16 protein-coding genes are annotated in these 18,351 nt (G+C 66.0%); 6 read left to right on the top strand and 10 right to left on the bottom strand.

From position 1 onward, the window contains the following. Positions 1-90 precede the first annotated feature (90 nt). From K5Q19_RS10265 to K5Q19_RS10245, 5 genes are all read right to left on the bottom strand, one after another. On the bottom strand, positions 91-1,407 hold the full coding sequence (locus K5Q19_RS10265) for a nucleobase:cation symporter-2 family protein (protein ID WP_292944446.1): 1,317 nt from the start codon (positions 1,405-1,407) through the stop codon (positions 91-93). A 94-nt stretch (positions 1,408-1,501) separates the two neighbouring features. After that, positions 1,502-2,857, bottom strand: a complete 1,356-nt coding sequence (locus tag K5Q19_RS10260; RefSeq protein WP_292944443.1) for an 8-oxoguanine deaminase — start codon at positions 2,855-2,857, stop codon at positions 1,502-1,504. A gap of 15 nt (positions 2,858-2,872) precedes the next feature. Then, positions 2,873-3,982, bottom strand: coding sequence for a purine nucleoside permease (locus K5Q19_RS10255; RefSeq protein ID WP_292944440.1), 1,110 nt, complete (start codon positions 3,980-3,982; stop codon positions 2,873-2,875). A 78-nt stretch (positions 3,983-4,060) separates the two neighbouring features. After that, a complete protein-coding gene (locus tag K5Q19_RS10250; RefSeq protein ID WP_292944437.1) occupies positions 4,061-6,493 on the bottom strand; it encodes a TonB-dependent receptor in 2,433 nt (810 codons plus the stop codon). Positions 6,494-6,689: 196 nt separating this feature from the next. Continuing rightward, complete coding sequence (locus K5Q19_RS10245; RefSeq protein ID WP_292944435.1) at positions 6,690-8,252, bottom strand: adenosine deaminase; 1,563 nt, start codon at positions 8,250-8,252, stop codon at positions 6,690-6,692. A gap of 109 nt (positions 8,253-8,361) precedes the next feature. Here K5Q19_RS10245 and K5Q19_RS10240 point away from each other — a divergent pair, with 109 nt between their 5' ends. Together K5Q19_RS10240 and K5Q19_RS10235 are read left to right on the top strand one after the other, a co-directional pair. After that, a complete protein-coding gene (locus K5Q19_RS10240) occupies positions 8,362-9,297 on the top strand; it encodes a LysR family transcriptional regulator (protein ID WP_292944433.1) in 936 nt (311 codons plus the stop codon). Between the two features lie 85 nt (positions 9,298-9,382). Then, a complete protein-coding gene (locus tag K5Q19_RS10235; protein WP_292944430.1) occupies positions 9,383-9,913 on the top strand; it encodes a phosphoribosyltransferase family protein in 531 nt (176 codons plus the stop codon). A 131-nt stretch (positions 9,914-10,044) separates the two neighbouring features. Here K5Q19_RS10235 and K5Q19_RS10230 read toward each other — a convergent pair whose 3' ends face one another. Genes K5Q19_RS10230 through K5Q19_RS10210 form a run of 5 tightly spaced genes read right to left on the bottom strand, consistent with a single transcriptional unit; the run spans position 10,045 to position 16,353 of the window. Beyond that, positions 10,045-10,728 carry a cytochrome b/b6 domain-containing protein gene (locus tag K5Q19_RS10230; RefSeq protein ID WP_292944427.1) on the bottom strand — a complete coding sequence of 228 codons (684 nt, stop codon included), beginning with the start codon at positions 10,726-10,728 and terminating at the stop codon, positions 10,045-10,047. Positions 10,729-10,735: 7 nt separating this feature from the next. Next, on the bottom strand, positions 10,736-11,197 hold the full coding sequence (locus K5Q19_RS10225) for a cytochrome c (RefSeq protein ID WP_292944424.1): 462 nt from the start codon (positions 11,195-11,197) through the stop codon (positions 10,736-10,738). Between the two features lie 26 nt (positions 11,198-11,223). Beyond that, positions 11,224-12,549 carry an ankyrin repeat domain-containing protein gene (locus K5Q19_RS10220; RefSeq protein ID WP_292944421.1) on the bottom strand — a complete coding sequence of 442 codons (1,326 nt, stop codon included), beginning with the start codon at positions 12,547-12,549 and terminating at the stop codon, positions 11,224-11,226. Beyond that, complete coding sequence (locus K5Q19_RS10215) at positions 12,542-13,879, bottom strand: DUF1552 domain-containing protein (protein WP_292944418.1); 1,338 nt, start codon at positions 13,877-13,879, stop codon at positions 12,542-12,544. The genes K5Q19_RS10220 and K5Q19_RS10215 overlap by 8 nt, the downstream gene beginning before the upstream one ends. Next, complete coding sequence (locus tag K5Q19_RS10210; protein ID WP_292944415.1) at positions 13,876-16,353, bottom strand: DUF1592 domain-containing protein; 2,478 nt, start codon at positions 16,351-16,353, stop codon at positions 13,876-13,878. The genes K5Q19_RS10215 and K5Q19_RS10210 overlap by 4 nt, the downstream gene beginning before the upstream one ends. A 219-nt stretch (positions 16,354-16,572) precedes the next feature. Here K5Q19_RS10210 and K5Q19_RS10205 point away from each other — a divergent pair, with 219 nt between their 5' ends. From K5Q19_RS10205 to accB, 4 genes are all read left to right on the top strand, one after another. Beyond that, positions 16,573-16,833, top strand: coding sequence for a 3TM-type holin (locus K5Q19_RS10205; RefSeq protein WP_365759161.1), 261 nt, complete (start codon positions 16,573-16,575; stop codon positions 16,831-16,833). 56 nt (positions 16,834-16,889) lie between these two features. Then, positions 16,890-17,228: a hypothetical protein gene (locus K5Q19_RS10200; protein ID WP_292944412.1), complete on the top strand. Its 339-nt coding sequence runs from the start codon at positions 16,890-16,892 to the stop codon at positions 17,226-17,228. A 78-nt stretch (positions 17,229-17,306) separates the two neighbouring features. Beyond that, complete coding sequence (gene aroQ / locus K5Q19_RS10195; protein WP_292944410.1) at positions 17,307-17,741, top strand: type II 3-dehydroquinate dehydratase; 435 nt, start codon at positions 17,307-17,309, stop codon at positions 17,739-17,741. 122 nt (positions 17,742-17,863) lie between these two features. Beyond that, positions 17,864-18,346 (top strand): acetyl-CoA carboxylase biotin carboxyl carrier protein, encoded by a 483-nt coding sequence (gene accB, locus K5Q19_RS10190; protein WP_292944449.1) that lies wholly within the window; start codon positions 17,864-17,866, stop codon positions 18,344-18,346. Positions 18,347-18,351: the final 5 nt, after the last annotated feature.

Here is an 18,351-nt window from a genome sequence, read left to right as displayed (position 1 = left end):
TCCCGCCCCTATGCCGCGCCGACCCCTACCGATCCAACGCAATGAACCGGACGGTTTGTTGCAAAAAAGAGCGCGCTCGTCACCATGCGCTCAGGCGCCATCCCCGGCGGGGAGCAGTTCTTCATCCGCCGTCTCGTGCGGCAGGATCAGGTTGAGGATAATCGCCAGCACCGCCGCCGGGAGCACGCCGGAGGAGAGCAGCATCCGCGCCGTCTCGGGCAGATGCGCCAGCGCCGTGGGCTCCAGTTGCAGGCCCAGCGCGAGCGAGAGGCTCACGCCGAATACCAGCATGTTGCGCTGGTTCCACGTCACCCCCGCCAGCATTGCAAGCGCCGCCGAGGCGACCATGCCGAACATCACGATCACCCCGCCGCCGAGCACTTCGATGGGGATCGTAGTGATCACCGCGCCGATCTTGGGCACAAGCCCGCAGACGATCAGGAACACCGCGCCCAGCGTCACGACATGGCGGCTCATCATCCCGGTGATCGCGATGAGGCCGACGTTCTGGCTGAAGGTCGTGTTGGGCATCGCGCCGAAGATCGCCGCCAGCGCCGTCCCAGCGCCATCCGCAGCGACGGCGCCCTTCAATTCGGCGTCGGTCGCGGGCCGTCCCGCCGTCCCCTCGCAGATCGCCTCGACATCGCCGATCGATTCGATCGATGAGACAAACCCCGTCAGCACGAAGCCGAGCACGGCGGAAGCCGAGAGCGCGAAGCCGAAGTGGAAGGGCTGCGGCACCATCATGATGGGCGCCGCGCCGACCGCCGCAAACGAAATCCGCCCCATCGCGAGCGCGACCAGATAACCCGCCAGCAGCCCGAGCAGCACCGAGGCCGTCGACCACAGGCCGCGCGCAAAGAACTTGAGGCCCAATGTCGCGAGAACAACCACGCCCGCCAGCAGCCAGCTTGTGCCCGCTCCGAACGCGGGCGTCCCCACCGCCGGCACCCCGCCCGCGGCATACTGCACCCCGATCCGCATGAGCGAGAGCCCGATCATCAGGACGACCAATCCCGTAATCAGCGGCGGCAAGGCAAAGCGCACGCGGCCCACAAAGACGCTGAGCGCCCCATGCACCAGCCCGCCGATCAGCGCCGCCGTCGTCAGTTCCGCCATCGCGCCCACGCCGCGCCCCGCGACAATCGGGATCATCACCGGGATGAAGGCAAAGCTCGTCCCCTGCACCAGCGGCAACCGCGCGCCGATCGGGCCAAAACCCACCGTCTGCATCAAGGTCGCGATCCCGGCGAAGAGCATCGCCATCTGGATCATGTAGATGAGCTCGGACGGGTCCGCCGATCCGAACCCGAAGCCCGCCGCCCCCGCCACGATGATCGGCGGGGTGAGGTTCGAAACAAACATCGCCAGCACGTGCTGAATGCCCAAGGGAAGCGCGAGGGCCATGCCGGGAAAGAAATCCGGATCACGAGCCTGAGCGCGGCTGACCGACTGGGGCAATCTTCCAGCAGAGGGGGGCACGGCGGGCAGTCTCCCTAAGCTAGGCCATGAGGCGATCGAGCGAGCGGCGCGCGGCACTCAGGATTGCGCTGCGCGGTGTCTGCACAAGGTCACCCCCGCGCACGACCGGACGGCCCTCCACAAACAAGTCGCGCACGCCGGAAGGCGGCGCCAACACCAGCCCGGCAACGAGATCCCACGCACCGGTCGAGGCGACATCGGCCATGTCCCACACCGCCACATCAGCGCGCTTGCCCGGCACCAGCTGGCCCAGATCAGGCCGCCCCAGCACAGCCGCACCGCCGCGCGTCGCCAGCCGCAGCGCCTCGCGCGCTGCGAACGCCGTCGCGCCATGCGTCACGCGCTGAAGCAGCATGGCCTGCCGCGCCTCGCCGAGCAGGTTCGCGGTATCGTTCGAGGCCGACCCATCCACGCCCAGCCCCACCGGAACTCCGGCATCGACCATGGCCCGCACCGGCGCCACGCCCGAACCGAGCCGGCAATTGGAGCCCGGACAATGCGCCACCCCGGTCTTTGTCCGCGCGAACAGGTCGATCTCGTGGCTGTCAAGCTGGACGCAGTGTGCATGCCACACATCAGGCCCTGTCCAGCCGAGGTCTTCGGCATATTGTCCCGGCCGGCAGCCGAACCGTTCAAGGCTGAAAGCGACATCGTCGGCATCTTCGGCAAGGTGCGTGTGCAGCATCACGCCCTTGTCACGCGCCAGCAGCGCCGCATCGCGCATCAGTTCGCGGCTCACCGAAAAGGGCGAGCACGGCGCGACGCCCACGCGCACCATGGCGCCGTCCTTGGCATCATGAAACCGGTCGATCACCCGGATGCAGTCGGCCAGGATCGCATCCTCGCGCTCGACGAGGCTGTCCGGCGGCAAGCCGCCCGCGCTTTCGCCCACGCTCATGCTGCCGCGCGTCGCGTGGAAACGCACGCCGATACCGGCTGCGGCATGGATCGTGTCATCCAGCGTCACGCCATTGGGGAACAGATACAAGTGGTCGCTGCTCAGCGAACAGCCCGAAAGCGCCAGCTCCGCAAGTCCCAGCTGCGTCGCGGCGAACACGTCATCGGGCCTATAGCGAGCCCAGATCGGGTAGAGCCGCTTCAGCCAGCCGAACAGCGAAGCCTCGGTCGCGCCCGGCACCGCGCGGGTCAGCGTCTGGTAGAGGTGGTGGTGCGTATTGATCAGCCCCGGCGTCACCACGCAGCCCGCGGCCTCGACGATCTCGTCCGCATGGCCAGCGAGCGGCGCCAGTTCCGCCGTCGTCCCCACTGCGAGGATCACGCCATCGCGCAGCGCAACCGCTCCGCCGGCAATCTCGCTTCCCGCATCATCCATCGCGGCAACCACCGCGGCATTGCGGATAAGCGTCAGGGTCATGTCAGCAGATGCCCGTCATTTCGGCGGCGCCGGACCATAGCGGTCCCAATGCGCCACGATCTCGTCGACCACCTTCCCGCCGACGCTGTACAGGCTCTCCAGCGCCGCGGTCATCCCGGCATAGCCCTGGTTTTCGCTGAGCAGATAGCTTGCCGGATCGATCCCCGGCGGCGGCATCGTGAAATTGCTGGCCGCGCGCAGCACCAGCACGCGATTCCGGTCCGCCCGGCCGACCTTGGCGAGATATTCGATCGACTGGAACGTGCCGGTTTCCTCCATCGCAGAGGTCACGAACTCGCCTTTGCCGCGCGTCCAGAACCGCGTCCAGTCATTCGCCCACTGCGTCATCTTCGCACCGTGCCAGAAGGTCATCGCCGCCAGATTGTCGCCCTTGAGCACGAAAGGCGGCTTCTGCGCATTGGGATAGCCCTTGAAGGCCTTGCGCGCCTCGGCGATGCCCGGATCATCGGGCAGCACCATGTCCTTCGTCAGCGCGAAAGCCCACTCCTGCAGCGCGGGATTGAGCTCGAACATCTCGCCGTTGACGGGCTCGAGCGGCGTCTTGTCCATCGGCCCCTTGCTGTGGAGCGCGAAGTAACCGCTCGTCCAGTCCTTGGGGATCTCGCGCGCATCGATCTCGTGTGCGATATCGCCATCGATCAGATAGCGCGCCCATGCGGCGGAGCCGACTGACGCGTCCTCCGGATCGATCCCCGCGATCCCCGCCACCAACCAGTAAGCCCTGGACAGGTCAAGCCGGTCATCGAGCCCGAGCGCAAGCGCGGCGGTGGCCGACTTTATCGAACCCATGCCGGTCACGATGGCAAGCACGCCCGTCTCGGGATCATAGGCCAGATCGTGCCACCCTTGCGGGAAAGGCAGCGTTTCGGTGAGGTGGCGGCGCTCTTTCCAGAGCTGGAACTCGCCCGGCTTGTCGCCGGTATCCTTGCCGATCTCGAACATGGTGACGACCACCACGCGCACCGGCAGCTTCGCGGCGCAAGGCTGCGCCGGGACGCAGGACTTGACCGCGGCAAGCGTGGCGGCATCGGCAACCGGCGCGGCGAAGACGACGGAAGGCATCAGCCCGGCAAGAACAAGCGCAAGACGCGCGAACAAGCGCATGGGCCAGATCACCCTGAAATCATGTCAGAAAGAAGGTGCGAGGGGCGACACTGGCCGCCCCTCGCCCGGATGGCTTCGTCAGAACTTGTAGACGACCGAAGCCTGCCAGTTGCGCGGACGCTCGGGCAGCGCGATCGTCGCACCGAAGAGTTCCGTGAAGTTGGCGCGGAAGTACTTGGCATCCGTCAGGTTCTTCACGACCACACGGAACAGCCACGGCCCCTTGGTGTAGGACATGCTGGCATCGACCAGCGTGTAGGCCGGAAGCCGGACCACCTGCGACTGGCCCGAGAACACCGACGGCACGTGGCTGATGCTGCCCGAGAAGGCCAGACCATTGTCGAACGAGTAGGTCGCAGTTGCCGAGTAGAGATCCTCGGGGATACCCGCGCGGCGCGAGGCGTTGGCGTTCGGGATCGGCACGAGGCCGATCGGCTGGCCGCCGAGGAACAGCGCCGGGTTGATGCCCTTCAGGTCTTCGATGCCGAAGAAGCTGAACAGCACGCCGTCGCCGATCGCGGTGAGGTTCTCGACCTTGGTCTTGGTGTAGTTGGCCGAAATCAGGAAGTGCTTGTCGACCGACCAGCGCAGTTCGGCCTCGATCCCGCGCGTCTCGACTGCCTGGTTGGTCACGATCGCCTGCGAATTGCGGTCCGTACGGGTCTGCTTGTAGACCGAAACCGCCGCATAGAGCCGGTTGTTCAGGAAGCTGCCCTTGATGCCGCCTTCATAGAGCTTCGAAGCGCTGATGAACGCGCCCGAGGTCGCATCACCCGGCGTGATTTCGGCACCCTGGCCGGCGATGATCGTCGACTGGCGCGAAATCGTGACATAGGGGATCAGCCCGAAGGGCAGGCGGTAGTTGGCGCTTGCCGACCACGACCAGCCACCCTTCGACGTATCAGCCGAGCCAGCGCTGCCGGGATTTTCCAGCTTGGTGGCATCGTCCACCGTCTTGACCTTGATGTGGTCGTAACGGGCACCGAGCGTGAGATCGAGGCCGAAGTTGAAGTCAAGGTTGGCAAGACCGGCCATGCCATAGTCGGTGTAGTGGCCGACGTTGTAGTTGGCATAGTTGCATTCGCACTCGGTCGAAAGCAACCGGTCCGAGCGGGCATTGTAGCCCTTGGTCAGGTCGACACGATTGAAGTATTCATAGAAAAAGTCGTCGCCATGCCGGAAATTGGTGTAACGGATCGATGGCGATACCTGGAACGAAAACTTGCCGATATCGGTCTTGAAGATCTTCGAGACTACGATGCGGTCTTCGATGACATAGGAACTATGGAACTGCGAGAAGCCGTACTGGTTCTCGTTGATGTTCCGGTAGCCGTCGTAGAACAGCTGGTTCTTGATCTCGAGATCGTTGCCGGCATCGAAGATCAGGTCGAGATAGGCCGTGTTGGCAATGTTGTTGAGCTTGTCGTCTTCAGCCGTCAGCGTGTTGCGCCGGCTCAGCTTGGCGGTGCCGACGTTCGACAGGGTCATCGCCGGATTGGTAAAGCAAGCTGCCGTGATCGACGATGCGAACGGGTTGCCGCCGCAGGCGAAACCGCCGAACGGATTCAGGTTGGCGACCCGCGCCTCGGCTGCGGAGATCTGCCCGTCACCATCGGTGTCGAGCGGTTGCGCTTCGCCGGTGATGTAGTTGCCGTTGTCGACAAGGTCCTGGGTCAGGCGGTTCCAGCCACCGTTCTGCTGGCCCTTGAAGTTGTGGTGCATGCCGCCGAACTCAAGCCGCAGATTGGGCGTGAGATCGGTATCGAAAGCCGCCTGCAGGATGGTCTGGCGGGTCGACATGTTGCGATAATAGCTGCCCGAATCCTCGACCTGGGCGTAGAGGCTGTAGCCGAATTCCTGGCCACCAATCTTGCCCGGCCCGCGCACCTGCGCGCTCAGCACGTTGCGCGCCCAGCTGCCGCTCGTGTACGAAAGCTGGCCTTCCGGATTGTCAAGGTACTTGCCGCCCGCAGCACGCGCGGTCAGCGGCACGAAGTTCATGTAGCCGCCGGTCTTCGACGGGCCGTAGATCGGCGAGGCGGGGCCGCGCACGATGTCGATACGGTCCGAAGCGCCGATCGGTGTCGGGTAGTTGCCCGGGTTGTCGAGGCGGCGGATACCGCGGAAATAGACTTCGCCGGGAGTACCGCGGATGTCGAGCGCACCGCCGACGCCGAAGAACGAGTTGGTGAACACACCCGGCGATTGCGACACGAGGTCGTAGATCTCGCTCACACCGAAGCGCTCAAGCTGCTCCTTCGAAATGGTCGAAGCCGAACGCGGGGTTTCGACGAGGTTCTTGTCGAAACCGAAGATCGAGCCGACATCCTTCACCGGCAGCGCGTTCAGCGAGCCGACGACGACGATTTCTTCCTTCTTCGGCTCATCGGCTGCAGGCGCTTCCTGCGCGAAGGCGGGCGCCGTCAGCGCGGTGCAGCCAAGCAGCGCCACAAGACCTTGGACAAGGCGGCGGGGCGCAAGAACTTGCGCGGAACTATTCGGGTAGAGCATCGAGAAACCCCCTGGGACGCAAAAGGCGCACTGCCCTCACCTGCCGTGAAGACCGCAATGCGCGTGGTTGAACCGCGCCTCTCCCGCAAACAATCAGGTATCTTCCCCGCCGCCATGCCGCTCATGCAGCATCCCCGAGGCTGGGCGCACCCGTTTTTGTTGTAATGCCACTGCCGCAGCAATTCGTATTACGTTCTTATGTCACCTTTCCGGCACGCGCCAGACGCTCGGCCTCGTAGAGTGCAAATTGGTGTTCAAGATCCATCTGCAGCCGCGCCTTCTCGTTGCCCGCCAGATACTTGGCGCAAGAAGGTGTGGCAAAATCAGCACAGGCAGCCACAGCCACCAGCTTCACCGGATCGGCCCACAGCGCCGAGCCCGGCAGGAAGGAATAGGCAAGCCCTGCACGCGCGATCTGCTTGAGCTGACCATAAGTTAACCCCTGCTCACGGACCGCGCGAACATATTCGTTCGTCATGTCCGAGCGCAGCACGCCCTCGTCATCGGTCGAAAGCACCACCGGCACACCATGCGCGCGGTAAAGCCGCAAGGGATGGTCGACCCCCTTCACGCCAAGGATCACCGCATTGCTGGTCAGGTTGATCTCGACCGCGATGCCCTCCCTGGCCATGCGCGCCATCGTGTCCTCGGCCCTGTCCTCGAAGGCGATGCCAGTGCCGTGACCGATCCGCTTGGCGCCTGCCGCCACGGCCTGCGCGATATGGTCCGTGAGGTCCGCCGGAGGCACCTGCCCCAGCGTCACTTCGCCGGCATGCAGCGTCAGCTTCACGCGCGGATACTTCGCGGCAAGGAAGCGGATCATGGCCATGTGCAGACTGTAATCGCGCCGCGCCAGCCACGCGTCCTCCGGCATCACGATGTTCACGCCGACAAAGCGCGGATCGGCGTCGGCCATCATGAAGCCGAGCACCAGCGAGCGGTAGACCTGCCGCGGCGGCAGCGCGCGCAGCGCCTGGAACAGGTAGTGCACCGCAACCTTGCAGGCCGGTTCGGCGGCAGGCGTGCCGCAGGCCATCGCCTTGGCCGAAGCGGCCTCGTCGGCATCGAGCTCCGCGCGCGCCTTGGGCACCAGCACCGCAAATTCCTTGGCCTCGCTCGCATGGACCGCCGCGAGTTCGCTTTCGGCAATCGGCGCATCGCCCGCGGCACGCACCACCGAGACGAGCGTCGCCGTGTTGTGATCCAGTTCGAGATAGGAAACGTGGTCACCCGCCGCGATCCGCCGTGTTGCGGTCAGCATCTGCGCCGTTTCGCCGCCCATCTTGCCGAAGCGGTCGAACGAGCGGAAGAACTGTGTGTGGCCGGAAACGTCGTTCTGCCCCACCCCGCGCTGGAAACCGCGCGTCGACATCGCGTCGATCAGCCGGTCCATGCCGAATTCGTTGCTGGCGGCGAAGCGTTCGATCCCGCGTTCGGCGGGGCACGGCGGCGGCTCCACGGTGAGGCCCGTCTCGTCGACGCAGAAGCCCTTGGCCGCAGCCCAGGTCAGATAGTCCTCGGCATAGATCGCGCCGCCGAGGTGGTTGTGGAGATCCCCGCCCTTGGGCATGCCGCGCAGCAGCACGCGCAGGGCCGGCGGACTTTCGCGCGCATCCTCGATCAGCCTGGCAACGGCCGCTTCGCGCGCGGGATCGTTCAGAACGGGCTCGGCCATAGCAGGCACGGCGGACGCGGCGAGCAGCACCGCGCCCAGCGCGCGCCCTGCCTTCGTCCAGTTGCCCCCTGCCCGGTAACCCAAGTATCGACCCCTTATGCTGCGTTGCGGCGTGATTATGGCCTTGACCTGTTTCGCGCAAATGCAATGAATCGCGCAAGGTGTTGCGAAAATTAGGTAGGGCAAAAACACAGTGCCGGCATTCTCCCGCTTCCTGCGCTATTTCCTCGCCGTCGGCCGCCTTGGCTCGATCCGCAAGGCGGCGGACGAGCTCAACGTGTCCGCCTCGGCGATCGACCGCCAGATCCTAAATGTCGAGGCAGAGATCGGCATGCCACTGTTCGAGCGGCTCCCCACGGGTCTGCGCCTCACCGCTGCGGGCGAGATCTTGATGGCCGCGGGCGGGCGCTGGCAGAAAAGCCTCGCCGAAGTCCGCGCCCAGATCGAGGACTTGCGCGGATTGAAGCGCGGCCATGTCGAGATCGCGGTGATCGATGCGCTGGCCAAGGGCGTGATCCCTGCAGCGATCCAGTCGCTGCAGACCCGCTATCCCGGCATCACCATCGAGCTGAAAGTCGCCGCGAACGACCAGGTGCGACGGATGATCGCGAGCGGCGAGGTCGATTTCGGCGTGTTCTTCGGCCCCGAATCCTATCGCGACATCACCGTGCGCGCCTTCGTCGATGTGCATCTCGGCTTCATCACCCCCGCCGGCCATCCCTTTGGAGAACAGGCCGAGGCGCGCTTTTCGGCCAGTGTCGGCTCGCCAGTCGTGGTGCCGTCCAGCCCGCTCGCGGTCCACCAGCAGATCGCGGTGCTCGAAGGCACCACGCGCATCACGCTCGACCGCAAGGCGACCAGCAACAACATCCAGATGATCACCAGCCTCGTGCTGCAGGGCGTCGGCATCGGCATCCTCACCTCGCTTGATGTGGTGACCGAAGTGCGCGCCGGGCTCCTTTCCTTCACCCGCATTTCCGATCCGGTGCTGCGCCCGATGACGCTCGCGCTGTGCACCGCATCGGCCCGCCCGCCGAGCTATGCCGCCGATATCGTGCTCGGCGAGATCCAGACCGCGTTCGGCGAGCTGGCCTGGCCATCGCCCGGCAGCCCCCGCGATTCCGGTTGAAAACGCCCCCCTTCCGCAATTGCCCCGCGCGGCGGGAATCGGTAACCGCTCTCCTTTGCTGCCCGACGAACGGACCCGAACGGACATGACCGAAGCTGCCGCCCCTGTGCTGAACTACATCCCCTACGAGGATTTCCTGCGCAGCGTGCGCAGCTTGTCACGGCTGCTGGCGGCGGATAGCTGGAAGCCCGATTTCATCATCGGCATCGGCCGCGGCGGCCTTGTCCCCGCGGTCTACATCAGCCACGAGTTGCAAGTGCCGATGCTCTCGATCGACCATTCCTCGAAAGTTCCAGGCTTTGCTGACGAATTGCTCGGCAAAGTGGCAGACAAGTCCACCACCGGCACGCGGCTGCTGTTTGTGGACGATATCAACGACAGCGGCGGGACCATCGTCTACATCCGCAATCTGCTCGCGGAAAACGGCTGCAATCCGGACAATCTGCGTTTCGCCGTGCTCAAGGACAATTGCCGCTCGAAGGCGCGTGTCGACTACACCGCCGAAGTGATCGACCGCGCCGAGGACAAGCGCTGGTTCGTTTTCCCGTGGGAAGCGGTGATGACCGCCGAAACACTGGCCGAGGAAGCGCAGGCGGTGCCCGAGCGGCTTTCCTGAGCTTTCGTCACACGTAAGCTTTCGTCCCCTCAAGCTTTCGTCACCCCCGCGAAGGCGGGGGCCCAGAGCGGCTGCCGCTGCGCTTGCGGTTCTGGATTCCCGCCTTCGCGGGAATGACGAGGAGTTTTGGTCTAGCCGAACTTGAACCCGCTCATCACCGCCCAGGTCAGTGCACCCACCCCGGCAATCCCGATCAGCGCCATGACCGGCGACCACTTCACGTCCTCGACAGCCTCCCCCCCAACTTCGTTTTTGCCGCGGTCGCGCCGTCCGGTTATCATCGGACCGATCAGGTTGTGCGCATTGAGCACCTGATAGTAGCCGATTGCGAGGATGTGCAGGCCGATCACCGCGAGCGCCGCCTTGAACACGGCTTCGTGCCATTCGGACGCCACACGCCCGGAATCGAAGCTCACCCAGTCCGCCAGCGGCCCGGATTCGATCCCGTCGACATCAACCGCGAACAGCCCCGCCAGCGTGATCGTGAGGATCACCGCCAGCAGCGCCGCCACGCTCCAGCCGCCCAGCGGATTGTGCCCGTCCGAAGGCGTCTCGCCGTCATGCGTTTTCAGATAGGCCATGACCGCGCCTGGCCCTTTGAGGAACTGCGCAAATCGCGCCGTCCGCGATCCGGCAAAGCCCCAGAACACGCGGAACACGACGAGCGCGAAGATGGCGTAGCCCGCCTGCTTGTGGCGCTCCATGTCGTGGTTCTCGCCGCTCCACCAGGCAATGCCGAACAGCACGATCAGGCTCCAGTGGAACACCCGCACGAACGGGTCCCACACCTTTACGGATGGCGTATCCGTGCTCATGGCTGGCTCAGTCCTCGGCGCGGAACTGCTTGTGGCAGGCCGCGCAGGTGCCGCCGACAGCCTTGAACTGCGCCAGCACCGCTGCGGTATCACCCGAACCGGCAATCCCGACCAGCTTGTCCGCCTCGGCCACCAGCTTGGCGGAGGCAGCATCGAAGGCACCCTTTTGCGTCCAGATCGCCGGCAGTGCATCGGTCTTAACGCCCGAGGAGGGCCCGGTGCCCGGCGTGAACAGCACCCATTGCGTCCGCGCCGTGGCGGCCAGCGTGCGCGCGGCGGCCAGCAGCTTGGCCTTGTCCGCCCCGCCGCCGAGTTCGTCCTTCAGCGCCTTCATCGCGCCGCCCATCTTCTTGAAATTGGCCTGCCGCGCCGCGATCGTCTCGGCAGGCGAAGCGGCAATCGAGGCAGCCCCGCCGGCCACCAGAGCGGCGAGAGCAGCGGCAATCAGGATCGGTCTTGCACGGGTCATCGGCAGTGGTCCTTCTGCTGAAACGTTCAGTGGGAAAGTGCGAGGGCTGCCCCCGCATTCTCCGGATAGACTTCATGAAACGCAGCCTGCACCGTGGCAAGCCCATCCGTCAGCACCTGCAGCGCGGTCTTGCCCCTGGCATTGGGAATATCGGCCCGCGCGCCCTTGGCCGCCAGCACGCGCAGCATCGCGGGAAGCTCGGGGAAGAAGGGCCCGCCCGCCAGCATGTGCAGAGCGGTGGTCTTGTCCTTGTCCGCCACGTTGGCATCGCCTGCGAGGTCAAGCGCGAGCCCGAGCGCGGTGGCATTGCGCCCCTGCGCTGCCGCCAGCACGAGGTTCACGCCCGCGCCATCGACAAAGTGCTCGTTCGCACCTGCGCGCACGAGCTGCCACATCACGTCCGCCTGCCCCGCCTTGGCCGCCGCCATCAGCGCCGTCGTCGGCTGCACCGGCGGGGGCGGCATGCCGAAATTGGCTTCGGTTACCCAGGTGATGGTTGAGGGACCGGACAGCGCATCGACCTCCGCCCCGCGCTCGAGCAGCGCGGCCAGCAGTGAGCCCTGCCCGGCTGCCGCCGCGACATGGAGCGGCCGGCGCCCCTCACGGTCGAGTTCGGCCACATCGCCGCCGCCCAGCCGCACCAGTTCTTCGGCCGCCGCCCAGTTCTTCTGGTAGAGCGCCATCTGCAGCGCGCTGGTGTTCTCCGGTCCGCGATGCTTCACATCGGCCCCCGCCGCGATGAGCGCCGAGGCTACATTGGCTTTCCCGCTCGCCAGCGCGAAAAACAGCGGGGTAAACAGGTTCGGCGTCGCCCGATTCACTTGCGCCCCTGCTGCCAACAGCGCCGAAACCGCCTCTAGCCGCCCCGCCGAGGCCGCCCACATCAGAGCCGTCTGCCCGCGCAGATCGGCGCTTTCGACTGCTGCGCCCCGCGCCAGCAGCGCACGCACCGCGTCCGCATCGGAAAACCGTGCGCACATCGCCAGCGGCGTCACCGCGTCGGCGTTGGACTGATCTACCGGCGCGCCTGCCGTCACCAGCGCCGCGACAATCGCGCTGTTACCGCGCTCGCAGGCGAGCAGCAGCGGCGTAACGCCCAGCGCATCGGCACGGTCGGTCTGCGCCTTGGCCTTGAGCAGCACATCGACCAGCGCCGGATCCTGCGTCTCGACCGCGCGCGCCAGCGGCGTCTCGCCATAATCCAGCACAGCATTGGCACTCGCGCCGTGGGCCAGGGCCGCTGCCAGTGCTTCGGGATCATCCTCGGCAATCGCGCGGGCAATATCCTCCACGCCGTGCGCCATGGCCTGAAGCGGCAGAAGCGCCAGCAGGAGCGCCGCGAGCCTAAGCACGCGCCAGCCCCGACAGCGGCCCGGTGCTGTCGCCGAACTTGGTCACCGGCACGTCGAGCAGCTGGAGCCCGGTCAGCATGAGGTTCGACATTGTCGTGCCCTTGTTGAAAGCCAGATGTCGCCCGCCCTGAACAAGGCCGCCCGCAACGATCACCGGCAGGTCCATGAAGTCATGCTCGTTGGAATCGCCGAAGGCGCTGCCTCGGATCACCAGCGTCGTATCAAGCAGCGATCCCGCCCCGTCGCGCGTCTCCTTCAGCCGCTTCAGCGCATAGGCGAAGAATTCCATGTGGTAGCGGTTGATCAGGGCCAGCTTGGCCATCTTGTCGGTGTTCTTGCCGTGGTGGCTCAGCATATGATGCGAATCCGGGACGCCGATTTCGGGATAGGTCCGGTTCGAAATCTCGCGCCCCAGCATGAAGGTGGCGACCCGCGTCAAGTCCGCCTGCATGGCGAGCACCTTGAGATCGATCATCAGCCGCACATGCTCGGCAAAGTCCGCCGGGATGCCCGCCGGCTGCGCGAACGAGCCTGCCTCCGCCTGCGGCCCCGTCGCCGCGCGCTGGATGCGCTTCTCGATGGCGCGGGTCGCATCGAGGTATTCATCGAGCTTGCGCTTGTCCTCAGCGCCCAGCCGGCCCGAAAGCCGCGCCGCATCCTCGCGCACATAGTCGAGGATCGAGGCCTGCCGCCGCGCCTGCGCCAGCCGGCTGGCGGGATCAAGCGCCTCGCCATCGCCGAACAGGCGCTCGAACACGTCGCGCGGATTGGCCATGACCGGCAGCGGCACGGTCGGCGTCAGCCACGAGATGCCGTTGGTATAGGCGCAGGAATAGTTGATATCGCAGCTGCCCAGCAGGCTTGCCTGATCGATGCCCAGCTCAAGCGAGGGGATCGTGGTCGTCTCGCCCAGATGCGAGGCGAAGACCTGATCCATCGAAACGCCGCAGCGGATGTCCGGCCCTTCGGTCTGCCGCGCATGGGCGCCTGTCAGGAACGCCGGGCAGGAACGGCCATGGCCTGCCGGGCGGTCTCCGAAGGCCGCCGCCTGCGGATGGCCGAGGCCGCTCACCACCACCATGTCAGCGCGGAACGGCTCCAGCGGCGCCAGCGTCGGCGGCAGGACATAGTCCGCACCCGTCGTGGCTGGGCGATAGGCGTCCATCGTCATGCCGTTGGGCGTGTAGAACACCGAAAGCCGCTTGGGCCGCACGCTGGCATCCGCGGCGCGGGCCGCAGGGATCATCGCCTCCAGAAACGGCAGCGCCATGGTCGTGCCAAGCCCGCGCAGCACGGTGCGGCGGCTCAGCGCAGGGCGTTTCACGATCATGGGTGCGGCCTCCATCCGCTGGCCGCCAGCGCGACATTGGTCGGCGGCGTCGGCACACGGCGCAGAGTGAACCCCGGACTCATCACGATGCCCCTGATGATCGTCTGCACCCGCCAGTCATCCTTCGCCGCATCGCGCGCGATGGCCCGCACCGCCGGCATATCCTGCGGCCCGAGGCCCCGGCCCAGCGCATAAGTCATCAGCCGCTCGGTAAAGGCCCGCACGAATTCCTCGCGCCGATCCAGCAGTATCTGTTGCAAGCCGCTGAAACCCTTGAACGCTGTGCCATCCGCCAGCACGGCCCCGGCGTCGATCACCTGCCCCGCATCCTGTGTCCGCCAAGCGCCAACGGCATCGAAGTTTTCAAGCGCAAAGCCCAGCGGGTCCATCCGCTGGTGGCACGAAGCGCAGGCGGGATTGGCGCGGTGCAATTCCAGTTGCTCGCGCGCGGTCAGTTTCTTCCCGTCATGCTCGGCCTTCAGTGCAGGCACATCGGCGGGCGGCGGCGGCGGCGGCGAGGCGAGCATGTTGTCAAGGATCCACTTGCCGCGCTTCACCACCGACGTGCGGTTGCCATAGCTCGTCACGGTCAGGATGCTCGCCTGCCCCAGCAGCCCGCCGCGCGGCAGATCAGGGCCAAGCAAGACCTTGCGGAAGGCCGGCCCGCGCACGCCCGCGATCCCGTAGTGCCGCGCCAGCCGCTCGTTGAGGAAGGTGTAATCGGCGCGGATGAAGTCGGTCACCGGCCGGTTCGCACTCAGCACATGGCCGAAGAACATCCGCGTCTCGGTCGCCATGCCCTCGCGCAGCGGCACATCGAACTGCGGGTATTCGGTGATATCGGGCCGCTGCTGGTCAAGGTTGCGCAGATAGAGCCACTGCCCCGCGAAGTTCTCGGTCAACGCCTCGGCGCGCTTGTCCGCCAGCATCCGCGCAATTTCGCTGCTCAGCACTGCCGGGAGATGCAGCTTGCCCTGCCCCGCCAGCGTGAGCAGCCGCTCATCCGGGATCGAGCTCCACAGGAACAGCGAGAGCCGCGTGGCCAGATCGAAGTCCGAAACCGGGATGACGCTCCCGCCCTTGCCCGATGGCGGCGGCGCCTCCACCGCAAACAGGAAACGCGGCGAAACCAGCAGCGCCTCGATCCCCGCCTCGACACCGCTTTCAAACCCGCCTGCCGCACGCTCGCTTTCGTAGATCTTCAGGAGCGGCGCCAGCTCGGCTTGGCTCACCGGCCCGCGCCATGCCCGCCGCGCCAGACCGCCCAGAATCCGCCGGGCACAAGGCGCTTCTTCCGCCGCCCGCTTTGGCTGGCACACGAAGACCGCCTTGCGGCTGGCCAGATCGCCATTCCCGCCCGCGTCGAACGGCCCGGCCACATCCAGTTGCAGCACATCGCGGGGGAAATTATGCTGCGAATAGCGCGGATGCACCCGGAACGAAGGCACCGTCAGCGTCCCCGCCCGTGCGCCGTCCACCCATACGTCGAGAGGCAGGTCCACCGGCTTCTCCACCGGCAGCGGCACATAGTCGGTCGTGTTGCGCAGCACCTGCACTGCTTCATCGGGCCAGGTCTGCCGCCGGAACGAGACCGCCACCCGGTGCACGCCCGCTTTCATCGGCACGCGCAGCACGAAGCGGTCCTCAGGTAGCCGATCGCTCTCGTTGTTGGTGTTAGAATTGAGCCAGACGGCCACGTCGTAGGCCCCGTCCCAGCGCGCCACAAAGCGCACCGCCGCCCCCCCGCGCGAACCCAGCGGCAGGTCCGCCCCGGCGCGCTCGTTGTAGGCAGGGATGCCCGAATTCATCACCGAGCCGTCCTTGGCCACTTGCCATGTGGTCACGAAATCGCGCTTGGGCACAAGGCCGGTTGCCAGCCGCGCCGCCTTGCCCGCCACCGCGACATAGCGCTCCATCAGAGTGGGCGAGACGCTCAGCACATCGGCGATATTGTCGAAGCCGAAGCCCGAATTGTCCGGCGGCAGCGCGCTGGCAAAATCACCTTCCACGCCCAGCAGATCGCGCACGGCATTGGCATATTCGCGCCGGTTCAGCCGCCGCACCGGCGCCGCGCCGGGATCGGGGTTCGCCATGACATAGCGCGCACGGCCCTCATCGAGCCACGAAACGAAGTCCGCCCGGAGCGCCGGATCGGGTTGTTTCTTGCTGTGCGGCGGCATCTCGCCCGCCGCCACGCGCCGCAGAATCTTTTCCCATTCCTCGGCATTGCGGCCCGCCGCGATGTCGCTCGCCTTCAGATCGGCCACCGAAAGGCCCGCCACCTTGTCGAAATCGTTGTGGCAGCGCGAACAATAGTCCTCGAGCATCGGCTCGATAAGCGCCGCGCGCCGCTCGTCCAGCGAAGGCGGGGCCGCAGTCACGTCGGCGGCGGCATAGAGGCACGAGCCAGAGACCAGCGCACTCAGCGCCAGCAAGCCGCGCCCGAAGGAAATCCGCCGCAAAGCCTCGACCAAATGCCTGCCCCTGAATCGCGCGATGCCACATGTTTACACCAGCATGACAGCAAGGCCACTGCCCTATCTACCGCAGTGCAGCACGTCCATTGCCATAAACCGGACAGAGGGTAGCGATTATTCGCGTGGGGGTTCTACACGGCCACACCAAACCATTTTCCTACATCGGCCTGTGCCGCTATCTGGTCCGGCGTCCCCCACCTTTCCGAAAGGACGCCCATGCCCCGATCGCCCGTCGTACGCCGCTATGTCTCGCTAGCGCGCCCGAGCTTCCTCTACGTGATGTATCTGCTGATCCTCTGGGCGATCCCGCTCGGCCTGCTCGCAGCGGTGCGTCCGGCTGCAGCAAGGTCGATGACCGAGGCGATCACGGCCTACTTCACCGGGCTGCCCCAGCCGCTCTACGCGCTCTTCGGCGCGGCGTATCTCGGCTACACAGCGGCGCGCCAATACGGGAAGGCGCGCGGGACGGATCAGTAAAAAGCACCTGCTTGGTTAGTTTCGGGTAATCTTTGCCTGTTATGACTCTGTGCAACATGGACGCAAACCGCCTCTCCCCCGTCAATCGGCCCGCAGTACGCCGACTTGCACTTGCCAGCACCGCTGCGGTGCTGGCGATGCTTCTCGGCGGCTGTGAAGACCGCGTAAGTGCACTTGAAGAGCGCATGACCGCGGTCGAGGCCAAGGCCGAAGCCGCCGAGAAGAAGGCCAAGGCGGCCGAATCGCTCGCCGCAACAAACCAGCCGCAACCCATCGCGCAGCCCGAACCCGTGCCGGCCACTGCCGACAATCCCGATGGCGACGATCCCGGTGCTTCGATCGACGAAGGCGGTGACGCGCCGCCGCCGCCGATGGCGGATAACGGCAAGGGCTGATCGCGGGCAGGCTTGCCTCGGCAGGCCCACGCTCTATCAGGGCCTGATAGAGCGCCAATGCCTTCGCGGGAGTCCGCCATGTCCGAGACCGTTTTTGTCCTCAACGGCCCCAATCTCAACCTGCTCGGCACGCGCGAGCCGGATATCTATGGCTCGGCCACGCTCGACGATATTGCCGGGATGCTGGAAGATCGGGCGCGGGAACTCGGACTCGAGATCGATCTGCGCCAGTCGAACCACGAAGGCCATCTCGTTGATTGGCTTCATGAAGCGCAGGCGGTCGGCGCCAAGGCCGTGCTGCTCAATGCCGGCGCCTTCACGCACACCAGCGTGGCGCTCCACGATGCGATCAAGGCCATTCGCACGCCGGTGATCGAAGTGCACCTTTCCAACCCGCACACGCGCGAAGCGTTCCGCCACAAGTCCTATGTCGGCATGGCGGCCAAGGCGACGATCGCGGGCTTCGGCCCCCTGAGCTACCTCCTCGCGCTCGAAGGCGCGCATCGGCTCTGACGCCCCGGCCCCAAGGGGCAGTCAGGGCTTTTCCACGCCGCCCATTCCGGTTTTTCTTGCCTAGGAGCGGCGCGGCGGGCATGGAACCGCCTTTCGACACGATCACCCGCGAGGACAACAAAATGGGGCATGACCGCGGCGACGAGAGCGCCAAGATGGCCATCGACAGCGCGCTGGTGCGCGAACTGGCCGAACTCCTTTCCGATACCGGCCTGACCGAGATCGAAGTCGAGGATGGCACGCGCAAGATCCGCGTCGCGCGCACGATCACGGCCGCTCCGGTCGTGAACTATGCGCCTGCACCCGCCGCCGCACCGGCTGCCGCTCCCGCCGCCCCTGCCGCCGCCGAAGCGCCCGCTGCTGAAACGCACGCCAACGCCCTGCGCTCGCCGATGGTCGGCACGGTCTACCTCACCCCCGAACCCGGCGCGGCGCCGTTCATTTCGGTCGGCTCGACGGTCAAGGCCGGTGACACGCTGCTCATCGTCGAGGCGATGAAGGTGATGAACCCGATCACCGCGCCTACCGGCGGCAAGATCACCGCGATCCTGGTCGAAAACGCGCAGCCGGTCGAGTTTGACCAGCCGCTCGTCGTCATCGCCTGAGCGCG

This window comes from Novosphingobium sp., from assembly GCF_019748365.1.
Lineage (GTDB): Bacteria > Pseudomonadota > Alphaproteobacteria > Sphingomonadales > Sphingomonadaceae > Novosphingobium.
The sequence above is the reverse complement of the archived record's forward strand: the minus strand, read 5'-3'. Positions and strand labels throughout refer to the sequence as shown.